The organism is Microcoleus sp. S1D4 (assembly GCF_036700765.1).
Taxonomy (GTDB): Bacteria; Cyanobacteriota; Cyanobacteriia; order Cyanobacteriales; family Microcoleaceae; genus Microcoleus.
In genome coordinates this window covers 248,322-267,790 of sequence record NZ_JAUBPP010000003.1, presented here as the reverse complement: position 1 = coordinate 267,790, position 19,469 = coordinate 248,322, and the positions used below count along the sequence as shown (strand labels likewise).

The window sequence follows — 19,469 nt, the reverse complement described above, 5'->3', positions numbered from 1 at the left end:
AGAAAACTAATATTTCTTTACAATTATTTACTTTACAGGAAGGCGAGAGCAAGGGGAAGAGTTGGGGGAAGAAAGTGTGGAATCCCTCTTTCTTCTTTCCTCTTCCCTCTTTTCACCCTGAGCGAAGCCCTTATAGCCCTTTTCCATCGGACTGAAATCTGTTACATCCGTTACATCCGTGGAGCGAATCCGTTGCCGAACTTCCCTCTTCCTTCTTCCTTCAGATTAAAACTGAGATTTTGCCACCACCCCCTCGCACAAACGCCGATCGCGCGAGCTCACATTAGGATTAGTTCTGAGATAATCACCAACCCAATCGCAGCCCCTCACCAGCAAATCATCAAGATCCAAATTCCACAAAATCACCCGATTGTCCCGCCCCGCAGAAGCCAGAACCTTCCCATCCGGGCTAAAACTCACGCTCATCACACTATCCCTGTGGCCCGTCAAAGTTTTCAGCAAAGTCCCGCTGCGGCTCCACAACTTCACCTTGCGATCGTAACTGCCCGAAGCAACCAACAAACCGTCCGGGCTAAAACTCACGCTAGTCACGCTATCGCTAGAACCCTTCAGCAGCGTCGCCACCAAAGTCCCGTCCACCTTCCACAGCTTCACCGAATTGTCATAACCAGCCGAAGCCAGCATTTTGCCATCAGGGCTAAAAGCAACCCCCAAGACAAAACTGTTGTGAGCCCCTTCAAAAGTCCTCAGTAAACCGCCGTCCCGATTCCAGAGTTTGACAGTACCGTCATCGCTCGCCGAAGCCAGCATCTCTCCGTCGGGACTGAAAGCCACCCCAGTCACCCAACCTTTGTGTCCAGTCAAAGTCTTAATCAACCGGCCGTTTCTCGTCCAGAGTTTCACAGTCTTGTCCTTGCTCGCCGAAGCAACAATCTCGCTGTCGGGGCTAAAACTCACACTCATCACACTGTCGCTGTGCCCGTCAAGAGTGAACAGCACAGAAGGCGAACAGGGGAATAGCGGAGCAGAAGGACAAGGGACAATACTATTACTGACGCCATCACCTTTAAGACTCCAGACTTTCACCGTTTTGTCGTAACTCCCAGAAGCTAGTAGCTGTCCGTCGGGACTGAAACTGACGCTGGAGATTTTCTGAGTGTGTCCCTCCAAGGTTTCCAGCAAAACCCCCGTGCGGCTCCAAATTTTGATAGTTTTGTCCGTAGAAGCCGAAGCCAGCCTTTGGCCGTCGGGGCTGAAAGTCACGCTTTGCACCCGGTTTTGGTGTCCGTCGAGGGTTTTTAGCGGCACGTCATCGATCCGCCACAGCCTGACTGTTTTGTCAAAACTTGCCGAAGCCAGGGTTTTGCCGTCTGGGCTAAAACTCACCTGAGTAACTCGATCGGCGTGTCCCTCAAAAGTTCTCAGCAAGCGGCTTTCCGGTTTAATATTGCTAGCATCCGCGAGACGTTTGTCACCCACATTAGCCAGATTCCAAAGTTTGACAGTTGCGTCTGCACTTCCAGAAGCCAGTGTTTGTCCGTCGGGGGAAAAACTAACCCCAAATACCCACTTGCTGTGTCCCCGCAAAGTTGCTAGCAGTTCGCCGCTAGCCTGTGTTGATTTTTTTTTGGTTCCTGGGAGTGTTAGTGCAGCGATGTTCCAGATTTTTACCGTTGTGTCTTCACCGCCACTGGCCAACAATTTACCGTCGGGGGAGAAACTGACGGTGTAAACTTTTGAAGGTTTTCTGTTTTCGCTGTGCCACAGAGTCGCGATTAACCTGCCGTCAGAACTCCACAGTTTAACAGTACCGTCATCGCTCGCCACAGCTACTATTTTCCCGTCCCGACTGAAGCTGAGCCAATTTACCGGAGCTATTTGTTCGATCGTCCGCAGCAGCGTACCGTCAGTTTTCCACAGTTTAACTGTTTTGTCTCTTGATGCACTGGCGATCGTCTCCCCGTCGGGGCTAAAAGCAACGCTAGTAACGCTATCAGTGTGACCTATAAAAGTTGCCAGCAAAGTGCCGTCAGTTTTCCAAAGTTTGACAGTTTTATCTAAACTTGCTGAGGCGATCGTTTTACTGTCTGGACTGAAAACGACACTGGCGACGCTGTTAGTGTGACCCTTGAAAGTTGCCAGCAAAGTGCCGTCATTTTTCCAAAGTTTGACAGTTTTATCTACGCTCGCCGAAGCTATTGTTTGACCGTCTGGACTGAAACTCAGACCCCAAACTACATCGCCGTGTCCCTCCAAGCGGTTAAGTTCTTTGACACCGTAAACGGCCTGTTGGAGGGCAGCAGCAATCAGAATTTCGGTGTCCTTGAGCGCGTGTATTTCTTGGGAGTGTTCGATCTGTCTCCACTTTTTACCCGCTCTCAAGCTTTCCATCATCGCGTCAAATTTGTTGTTTGAAAAATAAAGGGCTTCAGAAGCTGCTGTCAGGGTACTGATTTCGGCTCGCTGAGTTTGAGCGACAGCTACCTGTTTTTGACCGACGGCGCGCCACCAAAAGTTTACAGCGGCGATGGTGGAACTCGTCAGCAGCAGTACGCCGATCGCTGCTACTCCCAGCAGTTGTTTCAGAAAAGTATTAGCTCTGTAGAGCTGTGCTTGACTCATCTTTTTGTCGGCTTCTGCTTTGTACAGTCTGGCTTCTAAGCCGAATCTTTGGCGGATCGGCCGCACTAAATAGTCGTGTACCAATTGATAGCGGTCTTCTGGCGCTTCCCGCAGCAGAAATAGTAAACCGTGACCGACTAAAATGTCTAAAATTAATTCGAGATTGTCGGTTTTATTTTGTGTGTTTTTGGGTTTTTCGGCGAATTTTAGTTGTAAGGGAATTCGGCTCGTACTGCCGGCCAACAATTCATTTTCTTCGTCTGCTGCGGGCTGCTGGCCTGTCACTAACGATAGTTCGTGTTTGGTTTTAATCAAACGCACGCCTCTTTCATCTGTCAGGGAAAACAAGATTTTCCAAGCTGCATCTTCGTTCACCAGGCCGCAGTCTGAGATGACTCCTTCGAGCGATCGCTTGACTAATTCTGCCTTGGGATTGTCGCCCAATTGCTGGTATTGTGCTAGACTTGTAATCCCTTCTTCTTGCAGTTGCGCTCCTACTACCTGCAATTCGATCGGTCGCACTTCTTGCAGTTCGTCTGCTAAATCTTTAACAAAGGCATCGATCAGTGACGGCTCTAAATAATATTCTGCCCGTTCTGTTAAGTGTCCGATCACGGCTCGCGCGTCTTTCATCGAAAAACTTCGCAGTTGGTAGCGAATACCTTTGTCGAGGATATTATTGTTAATAGCGTCGAGGTCTGGGAAGCGATCGCAATCCAGCAAATAGTGCAAATAATCTTCGCGCAGACACAAAATTATCTTGACATAAGGCAGATTTAAAAACAATCGCAAAAAGTTATAAAAAAGTTGCCTTTGTGCCACGGAAGTCGAAACAAAGAAAAATTCTTCAAATTGATCGAAAATCAGCACGGTCAACAAATTATTTTCCGCATTTTCGCGCAACTGCTCTATAATGAAAGATGAGTTTTCCGATGGGCGATCTGAGACAACCGAGCAACTTTTTTGGTCGATTTCCTGTACCCCTTTGGCGATTAATTTCCTTTCTTCTTCGGCTTGTTTGTCGTACAGAGCGCAGTTCAAAGCCTTTTCTAATTCCATCAGCCAGTCGCTGTAAACTTTGACTACTACGGGCAAGGTATCGCGCGCGCCCGGAGTAATATTTTTCAAAGCCGGTACTAAGCCGGCGTTGACTAGAGAACTTTTTCCGACGCCGCTGGGCCCGTGAATAATAGTTAATTTATGGTCGTCCCTGCTAATTCTTTCTAGCAAGTTATTGATATCTTTTTGGCGGGAGTAAGCTGTCATGGAAGCTGCAATCGCCGCTTGATTTTGAGCTGAGGGGCTCGAAGGATTGACGGCTTGTCGCTGCTGCTGCAATTGGCTGGCTCCGATAAAAGCTCTAAATCCGTATTGATATTCGATCGATCGCTGGTTTTTCTTAATCCGAAAAGCTTTGAGATACTCTCCCTGCTGGAAATAAACCGCTTGCAGTTCGGTCAAAATATCAATATAAAGGCGGGGGTCGTACTTCGGCTCGCTTTGAGTTTGAGCCAACTCCAAAGAATGCACCGCCGCTTCCCACTGGCCTAGCTGCCGCAAACTTTGGGCCAACAGTAAAAGATACGAACTGCGATCGGATTTGGGATGTTGGATTTTAGATTTGGGCTCGTTACTAGACTCGCTAGTACCTACAAATTCTGGGTAATTTCCCTCAAACCCCAATCTCAAATCTTCTATCAACAATCTCAAATCGTTAGGGGTTTGATCCAAAATCGCCAAAGCCAATTCGGCTAGCTGGCGGGCTTGACTCCACCTCGACTGTTGCAGCGCAACTTCCGCCAAAAAGCCGTAATCTTGAGCTAGTTGGCTGGGAGTACCGTAGGTGAAGTGCAACTGCAAAGAATTTTCAGCTAATGCTTGCAACTCTCCCCAAGCTTTCAAGCGCTGCAGCACTTGTCCGAGGTGTGCTGTCACCTCAGCGACTAATTCGGGGCGCGAAGCCAGAGAAAAAGCGTTTCTAGATTGTTCCAGGCTAATCCAAGCTTGTTCCCAGTGGTGGCGGTTGGCTACCGGATTTCTGGCTGCTTGCAGGCGGTGACACAAAGCTATGTGAAACAGCACTATCCCTTCTCTCTCTAAAAATAAGATGTTGGGGACAGGATTCAATAAGGATGAGGGGAGGGTTTGTCGGTTTTCGGAATGTTCCCAGTTAGCGAGTTCCCAGTTGCCGGTTTGCTGCTGCCAAAATATTAAGCTTTCTTGGTAGTGAATCAACGCTGTTTCGGTTTTGTCGCTGACATAGTAATCTCGACCGAGAACGAATTGCAGGCTGGCTTTGAGGGCTGGTTCTAGTTCTTGACCGCGATTTTGTAAGTCTCTTAAAGCTAATTCTAGTTCTCGGCGCGACAAAGAGCCGATCGCCAAATCGAGGGTATTGCCGGGACTCAAGGGCGAATAGGAGTGAACCTCTGATTTTCGCGTGTTTTGGGGTTGAGAGGTAAAGCTGAAAAAGCGTTCTCCGGGGCTGATTTTGCTCTCCACCCGTGCGCGTTGTTCCCAGTCGGTTTCGTCGCTGGCAAAAGTAGCGAGGGTGCTGGCGGTGCTGCTGCCCAATTCTCGATCGAGTTCGCCTACTTTAAATATCGTATCGGCTCGCGCAGTCAGGAAATGAATTAATTCATCAACGGCCAATTCAAATTTAATTGTGGCGGCGGCCCAACTTTTGAAATCCGGGGCGAGACGAATCATTTTGGTCACAATGTCATCTGTTACCCACAGGATCACTGGACAGGTAAAGTTTTTGCGAAATTCGTCTCGCACTTGATTGGTAGAGGCCATCAGTTCGTCGATCGCCACGACTGTTTCTAAACCGAATACCATCAATGCCGAGGCGGAACCAACAGCCGAAGACCCGCTCGGTAACGTGTTGGCCACCAGATTAGTGTAGAGGGTTTTGACGGATGCTGGCAGGACAATATCTTGAATTGGAACTGGGGACATTTCTCGCAGCCGCTGCGCCCAGCGCTGCCGCAACTGTTCGTAGTTGCAGCGCACCAAAATTAGCGAAAATTGCTGCTGAGACATGGCGATGGATCGTACCAGAGTTTTGAGCGATCGCTCGTTGTAGCTGGCAGTTTGTTGTAGTTTAAGCAGATCGGTCATGCGTGCACCCCTGTTGCAGAAATCAATTACCTAACGATCGCCGATCGTGACTGAAACCGTATCTACTTAGAGATGCTCGTTCCTGTCTGGCGCCTTATATATGTAGTAATACGTAGTTTGTCGTACTGCTTTTATGAAAATTTACACATTCTTTATGTTGAATCTAAACACATCATACCTCTGTATCTCCGAGAATGCGAAACTTGACAGTAAAAATTCAAGTTAGCTTAATTTGATTTTTCTCGGCTACAGATAAACTACTATATACCGTAAATATCCACCCTCAATTTATGAGCAAGACCGGCAATCAGCTATTAGCAAACAACCCTACTCAATGTGTAGCACGAATTCAGAAATAAAAGCTATAACAATTGTAGTCCGCGATGGGATTAGTTGGGACTAAGAGCAACAGGTAAAAATAGATATAGCCTTTCTGTGCTCTGTTATGAGGTACTATCCGGGATAGGGCATAGGGCATAGGGCATAGGGCATAGGGCATAGGGCTATAGGAGTGATAACCGCTATATGGCACTTCTCACTCTCGATGAGGTATCAATCCCTCAATCCCTCAATCCCTCAATCCCTCAATCTAAAACTTGTAGTGAGCGAAGCCGAAGTATCTAAAATCTCAACCTCACCTTTTTGAGAGAGGCTATATAGGGGTCTGGCCTTGCAGATATGAGAGTAGAGATTGGAGAAAGTCCTTGGTGGCGGTAATTTTTTTTTGTATCGTCAAAGTCGCGACGCGCACCCAGCAATCAACAAAAATTAGCCAGTGGCAAAAACCGCTGACTGGATGCTTTATTCGATTGCAAAAGTTGGGAGTTTTTAACGGTGAATGAGAAGTTAAAAACTTGATATATCCCTCGCGGGGGAGGGCTTGGAGATTTGGGAAGCAATCTCCAAAATCCCAACTATTTTTGGCGATCGCGCTCCTGCCATTCTTGATATTTTCTGGTTTCTGCTAAAGCTGGATTGATGCCAAACCATCGACCTTCTAAATCGCGGTATTCAAAGACAAACATACTTCGCAACAAGATTTGAGATTCTTCTTCGCCGGTTACACTTTGTCGGTTGACAACTTGAAACAGTAATTCCCATTCTGTGTCATTAATAGCTCCGAGAAGATCGTCGCGATATTCTTGAATGACGCCTTCAAGACATTCGCGAGAGAAGGGGGGGTCTTCGTGCTGCAAACAGCTATACAAAAGCATCAGTAGATTGCGAACGTGACCGCCGCTAATCCTGCAGAGCCGGTCTAAAGTTTCGGGACAATCAAAGACTTTAGAAATTAAATCGATGCGTTGAGCGGGATCGACGGTGGGGAAAGCTCTAGCTAAGACTAACTGTCGCAGCAGTGCCATTCCTTCCTTGTGGTCGTCGCCCGATCGCCGGAGCACCGGTACCATCGGCATTACCTTGGGTTTGACTCCAAATCGACTGGCGAGGCGGCCGAAGTCGTTGGAAAAAATCAAAGTCAGGGGAATCGTGTAGACGACGTGGCAATTGAGTTTTTTCAACTGTTCGCCACGGTCTAAAAAGAGGTATTCTGGCTGGCTGCGCCCGCTGGGTTTGAGGGAGGGGTCGAGGCGATCGAGGTTGTCAACGATGACTGCGAGTCCTTTTTTGCCTTTGTGTTTGAGTTCGGCATTTGCTCTGTCGAGGAGTTCTTCGTTGATCGACTGCAAGATGCTGTTGGTGCGGGGTTCGAGATATTGTCTGAGTTGCGATCGCAGTTTGGGAGAGTCTTTAGTTTTAGCAGTAACTCTAGCAATGCCTACAGATAACTCGGCTTCTGCTGACAAATCGATCGGAGTCTGCAAAAATTCTGCCACTTCTGCAAACAAATTAGAAAAATAGCTCGGTCTGAGTTTGATTTTGGCCGCTTCCATAGTTTCGCTGACTTGGCGCGCAATGCTCAGCAAAATATCGCTGATATCTACATCCCCCATGTCTAAGTCTTGGGAAGACTCGAAGTAGACAACGCAAAAACCCTCTTGTTCGAGTTCAGCTTTGAGTCGAAACAATTCGGTAGATTTGCCGCAGCCGATATGTCCTGTAAATAGCTGACAGGTTGGCTCGTCGGGGGAGATCCGGGTAATTGTTCGCTGTAAAGATTCAATGATTTTGCCACCGCGCACGGAACCAAAATCAATGTAGTATTGATAGTCTCCAGGGTCTCCCGCGACGAGGGTCTTGCTCGGGTTGCAGGCTTTATAAAATCTGTCTAATTCGAGTGCGATCACAATTGAAGCCGACTAAAAGTGATAAAAGTTTATCGAAAGTCTAAACTTTCTTGCCTTGAGTTTAGTTTGATTTGTCACCTTTTGCCCTGTGGGGTAATGCCCTAAATACCCAAACAACCTCTATCTGCTAATCAACCGGGCGGCGCGGGAATTTGGAATTTTTAATTAAGCTGTTTTAATTACCTAGGTAGATCAGTGATTTTACGGAGATTGGCACTTCTTCTGGGTAATTTTGCGGGGATCTGATTAAATGGTAGGGGAGAAAGGGTCTGCAGTGCGCGAGATTAAACAGTTTTGAATTTGTGCTAATCCTTAATTACTAAATTGTCAAGAGGTAGATGGCTAGTTTTGGAGCGGTTTCTCAAACAGAGTTAGGGCGCAGGCGCCAAGAGTTGCGGCGTCTCCGTCGCGATCGAGCGGTGGCTTTGGTGTGGCAAACCCTGGCTGCGAGCTCAATGGCCTCATTTTTGTTGTGGTGGATGGCGCAGCCAACTTGGTTAATTGCCCGATCGGAACAAGTGAATGTGGAGGGCAATCAGTGGCTCTCAGACAAGGCGGTGCGCTCTTTGGTGCCGCTTTCTTACCCGCAGTCGTTGTGGGGGATTCAACCGCAGGCGCTGGCCGAAAAAATGGAGTTAACAGGCCCTATAGCCAAAGCAAAGGTGACTCGTAACTTGTTTCCACCTTCTTTGACTGTGGAAGTGGCAGAAAGGCTGCCGGTGGCGGTGGCGCAGCCGACGGCGATGTTGAGATCCAAAAGCGACAAGGAAAAAGTGGGATGGCTGGACGCTCGCGGGGGGTGGATGCCGTTGGAGAGCTATACTGCAGCGGCGCGATCGCACAATAGTTCGATCGAACCGGGCAGCGATCGAGTCCGGCAGCCCCAGCATTCTTTGCCAACTTTAAAAGTCATCGGGCCTTTGGAAAAGTACCGCGCCTCTTGGCCGAAGTTTTACCAAGGACTAAGCGGCTTGACGGTGAAAGTTTTTGAGATAGATTGGCAAGACCCCAGCAACTTGATCTTGAAAACCGAGATCGGTACCGTACACTTAGGGCCGTACAGTTCCTCCTTGACAGGCACTCAACTGAAAGTTTTAGACCGAATGCGACAATTGCCAAAACAGCTAGATTCGAGCAAAATAGCCTACATTGACTTAAAAAATCCAGCAGCGCCGATCGTCCACTTGCCAGAACCCCCCCCTAGTTTGGAGAGTGCAAGTCCCCCACCAACTCGCGGTCAGAATTGATTTTCTGTCAACAGAAGGTAGAAACTATCTGTCATCCGGCAGAATTTTTACCGCTCTGGATAGATACGCAGGGCTTGACATAGGGACAATTGTTTGATTCGGCCCCTTTAGGAAAAAAAAATCAGGATTTTTTTCCCCTCAAGAAGCGTCTCCGGCTAGTATCGATTTTTTGTTCGTCTGCAAAGCCCTACAAATGCCGAAGGCACGAGCGCCGGAATTGGGCAGGGGCGAGGTACGGGCGATCGACACTCCGCAAAATCCGAGATTGCTAACATTCAGCCTCGAACTGTGTTAGTTTTTCGGCAACTTTAGCCTATAGTTGATGTGAATTGGCGTTTAGTTAAGTTAAAAAGCTGTAATCTACTATCCCCGACTCTAATGAAGCTTAATAATAGACAGGGGTCTGACCAAGACAGTCCCCCTTCGGAAGAAGTAAAAAATTTTCCGGTGGCTCTCGATTCCGCCAATCCGTTTAGACGCAAGTCTGGTTATGTAAATGTAGATAGTATTGATATCGATCCTATGGTGAATCCCAAAGACATAATGCCCAGCAGTGCCGCGAGAATCAAAGTAATTGGTGTTGGCGGGGGTGGTGGCAACGCCGTTAACCGGATGATTGCTAGCGAGATTTCTGGGGTCGAGTTTTGGTGCGTGAATACCGATTCCCAAGCTCTGGTGCTGTCAAATGCTCCCAAACGCTTGCAAGTCGGACAAAAGTTGACGCGCGGCTTGGGTGCTGGAGGAAATCCGGCGATCGGACAAAAGGCAGCAGAAGAATCTCGCGACGAAGTTGCTAATGCTTTGAATCACGCGGATTTGGTGTTTATCACAGCCGGCATGGGCGGCGGTACGGGCACGGGTGCGGCTCCGATTGTCGCTGAAGTAGCCAAGGAAATGGGCGCGTTGACTGTGGGCATAGTTACGCGGCCTTTTACGTTTGAGGGACGGCGGCGCACCAGCCAAGCCGAGGAAGGGATTGCAGCTTTGCAAACCCGGGTGGATACATTGATCGTGATTCCTAACGACAAGCTGCTATCGGTGATTTCGGAACAAATGCCGGTGCAAGAAGCTTTTCGAGTTGCTGACGATATCCTGCGCCAAGGGGTTCAGGGTATTTCTGACATTATTACGATTCCCGGTTTGGTGAACGTTGACTTTGCTGACGTGCGGGCTGTAATGGCAGATGCGGGTTCGGCGTTGATGGGCATCGGGGTGGGTTCGGGCAAGTCGCGGGCTAGGGAGGCTGCGATGCAGGCTATTTCTTCGCCGCTGCTGGAAGCTTCGTCTATTGAGGGCGCTAGAGGTGTGGTGTTTAACATCACTGGCGGTACTGACATGACTCTGCATGAGGTGAATGCAGCGGCTGAGACGATTTACGAAGTGGTCGATCCGAATGCGAATATTATTTTTGGAGCGGTGATTGACGAGCGGCTTCAGGGAGAAATTAAGATTACTGTGATCGCTACTGGTTTTTCGGGAGAAGTTCCGCCTCCTCCCGTTCCGGGGCGCACTCAAAATGTGAATGCTCCTTGGCGGGCTGCAACAGTGCCTGTGACTCCTGCTCAACAGACGCAGGATACGAAAATTAAACCGCAAGATTTGGGATTAGATATTCCTGAGTTTTTGCGTAACCGTCGCCCACCCAAATAATTTGAGATTTGAGATTTGAGATTTTGGATTTTGGATTTTGGATTGAATCTCCAATCTCCAATCTAAAAAATCTCAAATCTCCAATCGAACATCAATCTAAAATCTAAAATCTCAAATCCAAAATCTCCAAGGTTTGTCCGGGTTCTGGTTCGAGGAGTTGGGTGGAGAGTTCGGATTTTGCAAGTAAATCGCGAAATTCGGGGATGCTGCCGATCGATCGCACTAACATTGGTAAAATACCGGTGGCTCGGATATCTCCTGCAGTTGTCGGTAAGAAAAACTTCGGTTTGAGAGTTTCGGCGAGTTTGAGGGCTTCTTTGGGGCCGATGATGACTTGTCCGAGGAATGGGAAGATTTGACCGATGACGGGGGCGATGGCTACGTCTACCGTGTCTATTTTCTGTTTGACTTTTTCTAAGGGCGGTAAGTGCGGTTCGTAATAAAGTGTCTCGCCGCTGTTTAAATCTTTTAACAAATAGCCGTTTTCTTCTTGTCCGGGCTGGATTTCGGCTCCGGGTACGGCGATTATTTGTAATAATTCTTTAAATTTAAACTCTTGCCAATTGGCTAAAGATGTGATATGGGTGTATCCCAAACTGCTGAGGACTTTGGCGGCGGTGGGGGAGGCGATGGCGGGAATGGTGCGATCGAGCTTTTCGAGTGTTGGTCTGTGACAGTGGTCGTCTAAGCCTTGGGAAATGAGGATAAGGTCGATCGGCGGTAAGGTGTCGGGCGTGAAGGCGACGGGAGTGTTGTGGTAGGCGGTGAACAGCCAGGGTTGACCGTAAAATACCAGAGGATCGATTAGCCACGGATCGACGAGGATGGTTTGGCCGGCGATGTGGAAAATCCAGGAGTTGAGGTCGATGCGGGTGAGTTTCATAGTTTGCAATAATTCTTTACACTGGTTTTAATAATAGCTAATTTTGCAACCGCAGATGGGGGCGGATGAGCGCTGATGAACGCGGATATGATAAGAGTAGGAAATCGATCTGCGTTGATTTGCGTCTATCTGCGGTTGCAAAGATGATTAATTCGAGGGTTTATATGCCACGAGACTCAGGCTTAGAGGAATGTTATATTAAAAATTAGGACTTAGTAAGCTGGATCGAAATGGAAATCAACCTGAATCCGCTCGAATTTATAACGCTCAAAGTACAACAAACTGTTGCCGATATCCAAAATTTAGATAACGAAATATCAGGTAAAGTTCAAGAAAGTGCAACTGCAGTAACGGCTTGGGTACAATCAGCACCAAGTTCAATTGTTAGTGCTGGGACGATCGCCGCTCAAGAAGCTTTCAAAGTCTCGCACAACATCCGTTTTGAAAACTTGCCAAAAAATCTGCAATTCAAATTTGCTAGGGCTGGTATGCGTGACGGAATGCGAAATGTTCTAGAAACCGCAAAAGTATTTGAATCCATCCCCGCCCAAATTCGCGCCAGAGGCCCGGAAGCAATTCGCGACTTTTGTCTAGATAAAGATTGGAGTCACATTCAAGCCCGCGTTAATGGAGGGGGAAACGAAGCTGCTAACGGGATTTTTGAATATTTTTGGGTGAATCGCGCTCGCGGTGGTAAAGACATGACGGCGGAAGAATTAGCAACCGCTAAGCAAGTTTTAGAGGCTGCTGCTTTTAAGGCGGCGGTTGCCGAAATCGTTGGGGCAGTAGCAAAAGGGGCGATCGCAGCAGCAGTAATTGAATTAGTATTTTCGATCTTAGAAAACTCGCTGCTGTGTGTTGAAGGCAAAATTACTCAGTCCCAATTAATCGAACAAGTGGCTGCAGATACTGCTAAAGCTGGTATTGCTGGCGGTGCAATTACGGGAATTTTGTTAGCGCTTTGCATGATATTTCCTCCCATTGCAGGAGTTTTAGGCGCTGCTGCGGTGCCGTTGGCAGTTGCTGGTATTGGTTTTATGGGAATTCGTGCTTGGGAAATTTTTTGTCATGGCGATCGCCTATTTGGGATAACTGAACAAGCACAAAAAATTCTGGGATTGACTGAAGCGGTAATTGAATAAAACCGTAACAATAAAATCTGATTTAAGATTTCTATGGGTTGTTAATTTTTGAGATAATTATGCCGGCAATCAAGAAATCAAAAATACCAGTTGCAATGACGATCGCCGGTTCAGACAGCGGCGGCGGTGCCGGGATTCAGGCGGATTTGCGGACTTTTGCGTTTCACTGCGTCCACGGTACGAGTGCTCTGACTTGCGTGACGGCTCAAAATACTTTGGGGGTGATGCGGGTGGATGCGATGGCTGCGGAGGCTGTGGCGGCTCAAATTGAGGCGGTGGTTGGGGATATTGGGGTGGATGCTGTGAAGACTGGGATGCTGCTGAATCGGGAGATTATGGCGGTGGTGGCGGAGCAGGTGGAGAGTTTGAAGATGGGGAATTTGGTTGTCGATCCGGTGATGGTTTCTCGATCGGGCGATCGACTCATTGACGATGGGGCGATCGCATTTTTGCGGGATAATTTGATTCCTTTGGCGGCTGTGGTGACTCCGAATCGGTTTGAAGCCCAGATTTTGAGCGGTTTACAGATTGTTTCTTTAGATGATATGAAAGCGGCGGCGCAAGAGATTTATCGCAAAGGCGCAAAAGCTGTTTTAGTCAAAGGCGGCGGGATGGCTGGAGATTTGCGCGGGATTGACGTTTGGTTTGACGGTATGAAGTTAGAAGTGTTGAAAACTGAGAATGTTGAGACTGGAAATACTCACGGGACTGGTTGCACCTTGAGTGCTGCGATCTGCGCTAACTTAGCATTAGGTAAAGATTTATTTACCTCAGTAACATTAGCAAAAGATTATGTTACTAATGCTCTGAAATATGCTTTAGATATTGGACAAGGCCAGGGGCCCGTGGGTCATTTTTTCCCACTTTTACTGAAGTAAATTGTGAACTCTTACCTTCTCTTTCTTCCTACCCTACGGGAACGGCTTCGCCGAACGCGCCCTTAGCGCCTTCGCGGTTCGTTTAACTTCTTAATTTTTCAGGCGAAAGAGCGATCGCCACCAAATCTTCAATTTTCTTAAGATTCGGATCGCCAGCCAAATAACCAATACCTCGATGCAAGTGCAGGCGAAATTGTTTGGCTAGAGTTTCCTTTTCCGTGCCCAAATTATCTTGGTGACACCGCTGCTTGAGGGCAACTATCAGGATATCCGCCATGTCGCCGCCAAAAACATCCCAGCTTAGTTCGACGTTGCTGTCGCTCTTAATTGGCACTGGGGATGGTATGCTGGGCTCGGCGAGCGATCGGCAAAACCCCCACCTGCACAGCACGTTCCAGCGATCAATTTTAGTCGATCGTTTGAGTTTTGAGAGTTGGTCTTTGGCTGTTTGAGATAAAAGGATGCGATCGACTGGTGGTTCCATAGGTTGAGAGTGTTTTGATATTTTGTAAAGAGTGTTAATATCTAGGAAGCTCAGCCTCTCAAATTACCTTTTTTGACAGAGTTGCAAAACTAAAAGTAACAAATTTTTACACGGCGCGGACTTGATATATTCAGCGTTTTTTGGTATTCTAATTGTAATAGGATATATCCTAATATAATGGGATGGTTGCAAAAATAAAATTTTCGCAACCATCCCATTATGATATATAGTACCGCAACTCCCCGGCAAAAGTCAAGGGGGTTGCGGAAAATTTTGGCGCGATTTTTTAATCCCAAAAATAGCCTGGTTCGACGGTGGTTTGGCGTTTAGCCGAGTCGTAGTTGAGGAGGTAGCTGCGGGCGATCGCCTCTAATTCTTGCAGCTTATCATATTCTACTTTGCGAATCTCCGTGTCCGTAGAAAGCAGGATTACTTGGTGGCTGGCTGAGGGAAAATACCGTTCGACTAGGTTGTTTCTGTGGGATGAGTCGAGGCGGCCCAGGGGAGTGTCGATCGCGACTGGTAACTGTCTCCCGGATACTCTGGCTAATCCCCACAAAAAGGCGATCGCCAGCAGTTGTTTTTCACCGGCAGAAAGTCGGTGTTTCGGTACAGGTTTACCTTCTGGATCGTAAATGGAGAGGCTAAATGTGTCAGTGTCGATCGCAACTCTGTGCACCAAGTCGGTTTTGTGCAAGAGGTAGCGAAAACAGTCGGTAATTTCTATTTCGAGTTTGTTGAGTTTTTTGAGGGTGAGTTTTTCTTTAAATAGTTTGAGGGTAGCTTGGGCTTTGGCGATCGAACCGATGACGTGTTGGCTGTTTCTGATGGTGATGTATTCGCTGCTATAGCTTTCTAGTTCTTTCTGGGTTTTCTCTAATTCTCTGTTTAATTCCGCGATGCGGTTGTTAGTTGATTCGTGGGCTGCGGCTGCAATTGCAACTAATTTTTGGGCATTCCTCACCTCTGCTTCTAGTTTTTCGTAGGCTTCGGGGGAGGCGGCGGCGGCGATTTGTCTGTCGGTGAAGTCGATTTCGGTTTCAATGTTTTTGATTTCAGCGATTTTTTCGGCCGCTAGGGTTTGCTGGGCTTGGATTTGGTAGCTTAGCAGGTTTTCTAGTTGCTGGATGCTGTTGTTGTCGGCGTTCAGCCAGGGCGGGCTGTCTGGGGCTGCTTGCTGTTCGAGTTCTCGGTTTTCTTGGCGGATGAAGTCTTGTATTCGATCTAGCTGTTGGGGATTTAATGAGATTTCGGCGATGTAGTTCAGGAGGCGATCGCTTCTTTGTTGGATAACATTTTGGGCAATTTGTGCTTGCTGTTGGCTGGCTTCGGTTTCTGCTTGGGTTTTGGCTGCGGTTAACAGGGGCGAAATTAGGGCTAGTGGTAGCGTATTTGATGCCAATTCCATCATGGCTTTGCGGGTTGTTTCTGCCCTGTCTGTGTAGTCGTTTAGCTGTTGGTCTAGTTTACTGCGATCGGCTGCAATTTTCCCACCTTGATAAATGAATTTTTCAGATGCTTGTTTCTGGTTTGTTTCAGCTTTATCTAATTCGTTTTTTAAGCTAGCTTGTTTTTCTTTAGCTAACTCTATTTCAGCCGTAATTTTCTTAAAAGTTTGTTCAATTTTTTCTAAAGCGGCTAAATCTTTTTTACCAGCAATTTCTTTGCGCTTGCGACTGGCTAATATTTCTAAATCGACGGCTAGGCGTTCTGCTAATTCTAAGCCTAACAAAGATTTAATCGCCCCGATTACAAATTCCGGCGGTGTTTCGAGTTCTGCGAGTTCTTTTACTTGTTCCCCATCAAACAAAAATAAATTGGATATGCCGACTGGTAAAAGGGTTTCGATGTATTCGTCCCAGGTGTTGGTAATGGCTTTGTCCGACCACCAATCGTTTACGACTTCGCTGTAGATAAGAATGCTGAGGCTATCTTTAATATCTAGTTTTTTCCAGTATCTAACGATTTTAAATTGAGTTAATTTGTCGTCTTGTACTTGTTCAAAAATTAATTCTACACGGGTATCTTCTAATGCAGGAGTGTGGCGGTTGATGGATTGATTGAGGAAGTCGCTGTAGCTTAAGTTTCCTCTGGTGGAACATTGGGCGCGGCCGCCGTATAGGGCGAGGCGAATGGCGTCTAGAAGGGTGGTTTTGCCGCCTCCGTTCATGCCGCCAAATAGGATGACTGGGGAAGGATTTCCGTCTTTTTCGGGGCGGAGATTGATGGTTTGGATGCCTGTGTAGGGGCCGAAGTTTTTGAGGACGAGTTCGAGGAATTGCATTGTAGATGTTGTTGAGATGGATGAGTGTTTGTAAGCGCGATCGATTTGTCCGACAGTCGGAGAGTCCGACAGGGATTGAAATCCCCGGCGGACTGCGGGTAAGCCCGATCGCCCGATCGACATTATTCGACCTAATCTTTGCTATTTCCCTCTTCTGAATTTGGGGTTGAATATTTAAGATCCGCCCAAGACAATTGCCTGCCTTCACTGCTGTTGCTTTCGAGTTCTTGTTTGAGTTTGGCAATATCTGCCGTATCATTTTTGGCAGAAGTGTTGGTTTGGGCGATCGCACTTTTGACTTGCTGAATGTTTTCAGTCGGATTTGCTTTAACAGCTTCCACCGCTGTTTTTAAGTTGCGTTGATAGTGGGCGTTACCAATAGCTTCATCCTGCGATCGCGAACTGGTTTCAAAACACTTGTCCAAATCGGCGTAAATGCCTGTACGGCGGGGTTTTGTGTAGTATTGGCGTTCTGTGTCGAGGAGTTTAGCCATCAATTCCAGGTGCATTTTGTCATCGCTGCAAATTTCTTCAATCGCAGTCCATTCGTCGCTACCTAGGAGTTTTCTTTCGGCGGCGGGACGGGAATCTTCAAAGGGTTCGCCCGTGACTTCTTCGTAAATCCGGGGTAAACTGTCGTCAAATTCGTGCTTTTGTTCCAACCAAATGCGGCGGATTTCGCTAAGTTCTTCCGGGGTAATTAAGGTGATGTCGCGCATTTCTTCGGGTGCGGTTTTGCGGATGTGGGTTTGTGCTTCCAAGACTCGTCTCAGCCAGTGTTCCCGCCAGAATTTGGTGTACGGGCCGGGGATGGGTTCGACGGAGGTTGTGTCGTCGCCCATGTTGCGTTCAAACAGTTCTACTCTACCGTAGATGCGTCGGAAGTCTCTTTTTGGGCGATCGTTTTTTATATCTAATTCGTTGCGAATATCGAGGAGAGGCTGCATCCATTCTTTCTCTTCATCGTTTTGAATCATTGCCTCCATAGATTTATCTTGGCTTACCATCGTACAAACCCAGCAGCCAAAGCGAGAACTGCCGCAGCTAGGCGTAGAAGTATCGACAACTAAAGGACATTCATTGTCTGCTGTCGCACCGCGATACATAGTAAATAAATCTTTGTTGCTATTTTCCCAAGGATTAGACCACTGATTCAGATAAATCCAGACTTCATCAGTTCGCCAATCTTCTATCGGACTATAAATTAGGGAATTAGGCAGACTAGGACTCTGATAAAGTAGAGATTTAATGGAACTAGATTTATCATTTAGGCGGTCACTCATGCGACCTATTTCATGTTTCTCCATTGAAGCAGCCCGTCTAATACTTTCAGCTTTGCGAGTACCCAATATGAGAATCACTTCTCCATTGATTCTTACCACATCACGAACGAACCGATTAGAAGGAAGGATTTTCAGGCGTTCAGTACACCAGCGAAATCCATGTCTCGGTGCTGGGTAGCCTTTTCCCATCAAGTTAACCCAGAAAGTATCTTTGACATCTGGATAAAGCATATGAGGCTCTATTGGGAGCTGTTGCTCTATAGCAGCAGACTTCATCTGTTTTAATGACTGACGTACCCAAGTAGAAACTATAGGGTTTTCTACCAGTGTATCGGTTGTGATAATATAGATTTTTTTTGTTCTTTTTTCTGCTGGTAATTCTGCTATTGCATACCAGATAAGCTGCACTACGGTAGTGCTGTCTTTTCCGCCAGAATATCCGACCACCCAAGGAATATCATCTAAACAATATAAATCTCTAATTTCTTGACTTAATTGTTTGATTTCTTCTACTAAATCCCTAACGGTACGGGGTGGAAAAAGTGGTAGCATTGTTTCTGTCATTTATTCAAACTCAGTTACGTAATTAAGCTCTAAATACATTCACCCGATGCCAGTGTAGCGATTCAAGTCTGGGTAGATATTGCTCTAAAGTTGGCAGGAGAATAGTTTCACTATGAAAATCTTTCATACATCTGGCATTTGGCGATTCCTCTTCTAAGTCATTAGCGACGATAATTCTGTAATTATCATCTATAGCAAACCAGCCCTGGTCAAAAGCCCAATGATGATTTTTACACAATGATATCCCATTATTAATTTGATTGTCATAAAATCTTGAAAAAGGCTTGATATGTGATCCATCTACAATATTTTGAGTGAGATTCCTGATAACTTTTAATCTACAAAATGCACATTTGTAATCATACGTATGTACTACGGCTTTCCTAAAAATAGCATTTCTTACAGCCGATTTGGTTAAATAGAACCGAGGTTCTGCATCAATATTTCCTGCTAGGCCTGATATTTCTGTTTCTGCCTGAGCCACATTTTCAAAGTCTTGATTAACTTGTAAAATATTTCCAATATCATCCTTATTAGATGAAAACCAGACAGCTACCAGTGTATCTATTAATTCCGAGCGAGAATTTTGGTCTTGGAGTAAATTGAATAATTCATTATCCCAACTCGCGTATTCTACAGCTTCTCTTAGCTTGTTAGTTGTTTTAGGCTTTGAACCATTGAATCCAGACTTAAGTGTGTTATGCCAGAATCCCTCGCTTTCCAAATGCCAAAATGGATAGTGCAAACCACGCTGATGAGATTCAGAACCTAAGACATCCCAATATTTGTTAAATGTTATAACCAAATCATCAGAAACATAAATTTTATTATCCGTAATTATTCCTTGAGCAATTAGATCGATGATTGACAATAGTAATATTGGCTTATGATGAGCGCTACCACGTTGGCGTGTACGACTTACATTAAGCTCCGCAAAACGTTTGCGATAATAATTTAAATTCTTATTTTCGGACTTTTCTCCTGTAGTCATTTTGTCCTCCCGTTATAATTAAATACAATCGAACCTCAAATTTTACACTATTTGCAACAGAGGGTTAAGCACCGCAAGGCACAATCATAACGCATAAACTAGAGAAGTTAA

11 protein-coding genes are annotated in these 19,469 nt (G+C 46.6%); 4 read left to right on the top strand and 7 right to left on the bottom strand.

Going from position 1 to position 19,469, the window contains the following annotated elements:
- Positions 1-225: 225 nt before the first annotated feature.
- Positions 226-5,706, bottom strand: coding sequence for an nSTAND1 domain-containing NTPase (locus tag QT998_RS05150; protein ID WP_333115663.1), 5,481 nt, complete (start codon positions 5,704-5,706; stop codon positions 226-228).
- A 914-nt stretch (positions 5,707-6,620) separates the two neighbouring features.
- Complete coding sequence (locus QT998_RS05145) at positions 6,621-7,952, bottom strand: P-loop NTPase fold protein (protein WP_194008789.1); 1,332 nt, start codon at positions 7,950-7,952, stop codon at positions 6,621-6,623.
- Positions 7,953-8,290: 338 nt separating this feature from the next.
- Here QT998_RS05145 and QT998_RS05140 point away from each other — a divergent pair, with 338 nt between their 5' ends.
- Together QT998_RS05140 and ftsZ are read left to right on the top strand one after the other, a co-directional pair.
- Positions 8,291-9,199, top strand: a complete 909-nt coding sequence (locus tag QT998_RS05140; RefSeq protein ID WP_333091058.1) for a cell division protein FtsQ/DivIB — start codon at positions 8,291-8,293, stop codon at positions 9,197-9,199.
- Positions 9,200-9,577: 378 nt separating this feature from the next.
- Positions 9,578-10,849 (top strand): cell division protein FtsZ, encoded by a 1,272-nt coding sequence (gene ftsZ / locus QT998_RS05135; RefSeq protein WP_194008792.1) that lies wholly within the window; start codon positions 9,578-9,580, stop codon positions 10,847-10,849.
- A 103-nt stretch (positions 10,850-10,952) separates the two neighbouring features.
- Here the strand turns inward: ftsZ and QT998_RS05130 are convergent, their stop codons facing one another.
- On the bottom strand, positions 10,953-11,732 hold the full coding sequence (locus QT998_RS05130; RefSeq protein ID WP_333115659.1) for an MBL fold metallo-hydrolase: 780 nt from the start codon (positions 11,730-11,732) through the stop codon (positions 10,953-10,955).
- 230 nt (positions 11,733-11,962) lie between these two features.
- Between QT998_RS05130 and QT998_RS05125 the strand changes: the two genes are divergently transcribed.
- Both QT998_RS05125 and thiD read left to right on the top strand, forming a co-directional pair.
- A complete protein-coding gene (locus QT998_RS05125) occupies positions 11,963-12,874 on the top strand; it encodes a hypothetical protein (RefSeq protein WP_333115657.1) in 912 nt (303 codons plus the stop codon).
- Positions 12,875-12,933: 59 nt separating this feature from the next.
- Positions 12,934-13,752 carry a bifunctional hydroxymethylpyrimidine kinase/phosphomethylpyrimidine kinase gene (thiD, locus tag QT998_RS05120; protein ID WP_333115654.1) on the top strand — a complete coding sequence of 273 codons (819 nt, stop codon included), beginning with the start codon at positions 12,934-12,936 and terminating at the stop codon, positions 13,750-13,752.
- 82 nt (positions 13,753-13,834) lie between these two features.
- Here the strand turns inward: thiD and dndE are convergent, their stop codons facing one another.
- From dndE to QT998_RS05100, 4 genes are all read right to left on the bottom strand, one after another.
- On the bottom strand, positions 13,835-14,236 hold the full coding sequence (gene dndE, locus QT998_RS05115) for a DNA sulfur modification protein DndE (protein ID WP_333115652.1): 402 nt from the start codon (positions 14,234-14,236) through the stop codon (positions 13,835-13,837).
- A gap of 286 nt (positions 14,237-14,522) precedes the next feature.
- Complete coding sequence (gene dndD / locus QT998_RS05110) at positions 14,523-16,520, bottom strand: DNA sulfur modification protein DndD (RefSeq protein WP_333115750.1); 1,998 nt, start codon at positions 16,518-16,520, stop codon at positions 14,523-14,525.
- 131 nt (positions 16,521-16,651) lie between these two features.
- On the bottom strand, positions 16,652-18,367 hold the full coding sequence (gene dndC / locus QT998_RS05105) for a DNA phosphorothioation system sulfurtransferase DndC (protein WP_333115650.1): 1,716 nt from the start codon (positions 18,365-18,367) through the stop codon (positions 16,652-16,654).
- A gap of 22 nt (positions 18,368-18,389) precedes the next feature.
- Positions 18,390-19,358, bottom strand: coding sequence for an HNH endonuclease (locus tag QT998_RS05100; protein WP_333091046.1), 969 nt, complete (start codon positions 19,356-19,358; stop codon positions 18,390-18,392).
- Positions 19,359-19,469: the final 111 nt, after the last annotated feature.

Coding starts and splice junctions, on each gene's coding strand:
- QT998_RS05150 (WP_333115663.1), bottom strand. CDS start 5,706: ATGACCGATCTGCTTAAACTACAACAAACTGCCAGCTACAACGAGCGA.
- QT998_RS05140 (WP_333091058.1), top strand. CDS start 8,291: ATGGCTAGTTTTGGAGCGGTTTCTCAAACAGAGTTAGGGCGCAGGCGC.
- ftsZ (WP_194008792.1), top strand. CDS start 9,578: ATGAAGCTTAATAATAGACAGGGGTCTGACCAAGACAGTCCCCCTTCG.
- QT998_RS05130 (WP_333115659.1), bottom strand. CDS start 11,732: ATGAAACTCACCCGCATCGACCTCAACTCCTGGATTTTCCACATCGCC.
- QT998_RS05125 (WP_333115657.1), top strand. CDS start 11,963: ATGGAAATCAACCTGAATCCGCTCGAATTTATAACGCTCAAAGTACAA.
- thiD (WP_333115654.1), top strand. CDS start 12,934: ATGCCGGCAATCAAGAAATCAAAAATACCAGTTGCAATGACGATCGCC.
- dndE (WP_333115652.1), bottom strand. CDS start 14,236: ATGGAACCACCAGTCGATCGCATCCTTTTATCTCAAACAGCCAAAGAC.
- dndD (WP_333115750.1), bottom strand. CDS start 16,520: ATGCAATTCCTCGAACTCGTCCTCAAAAACTTCGGCCCCTACACAGGC.
- dndC (WP_333115650.1), bottom strand. CDS start 18,367: ATGACAGAAACAATGCTACCACTTTTTCCACCCCGTACCGTTAGGGAT.
- QT998_RS05100 (WP_333091046.1), bottom strand. CDS start 19,358: ATGACTACAGGAGAAAAGTCCGAAAATAAGAATTTAAATTATTATCGC.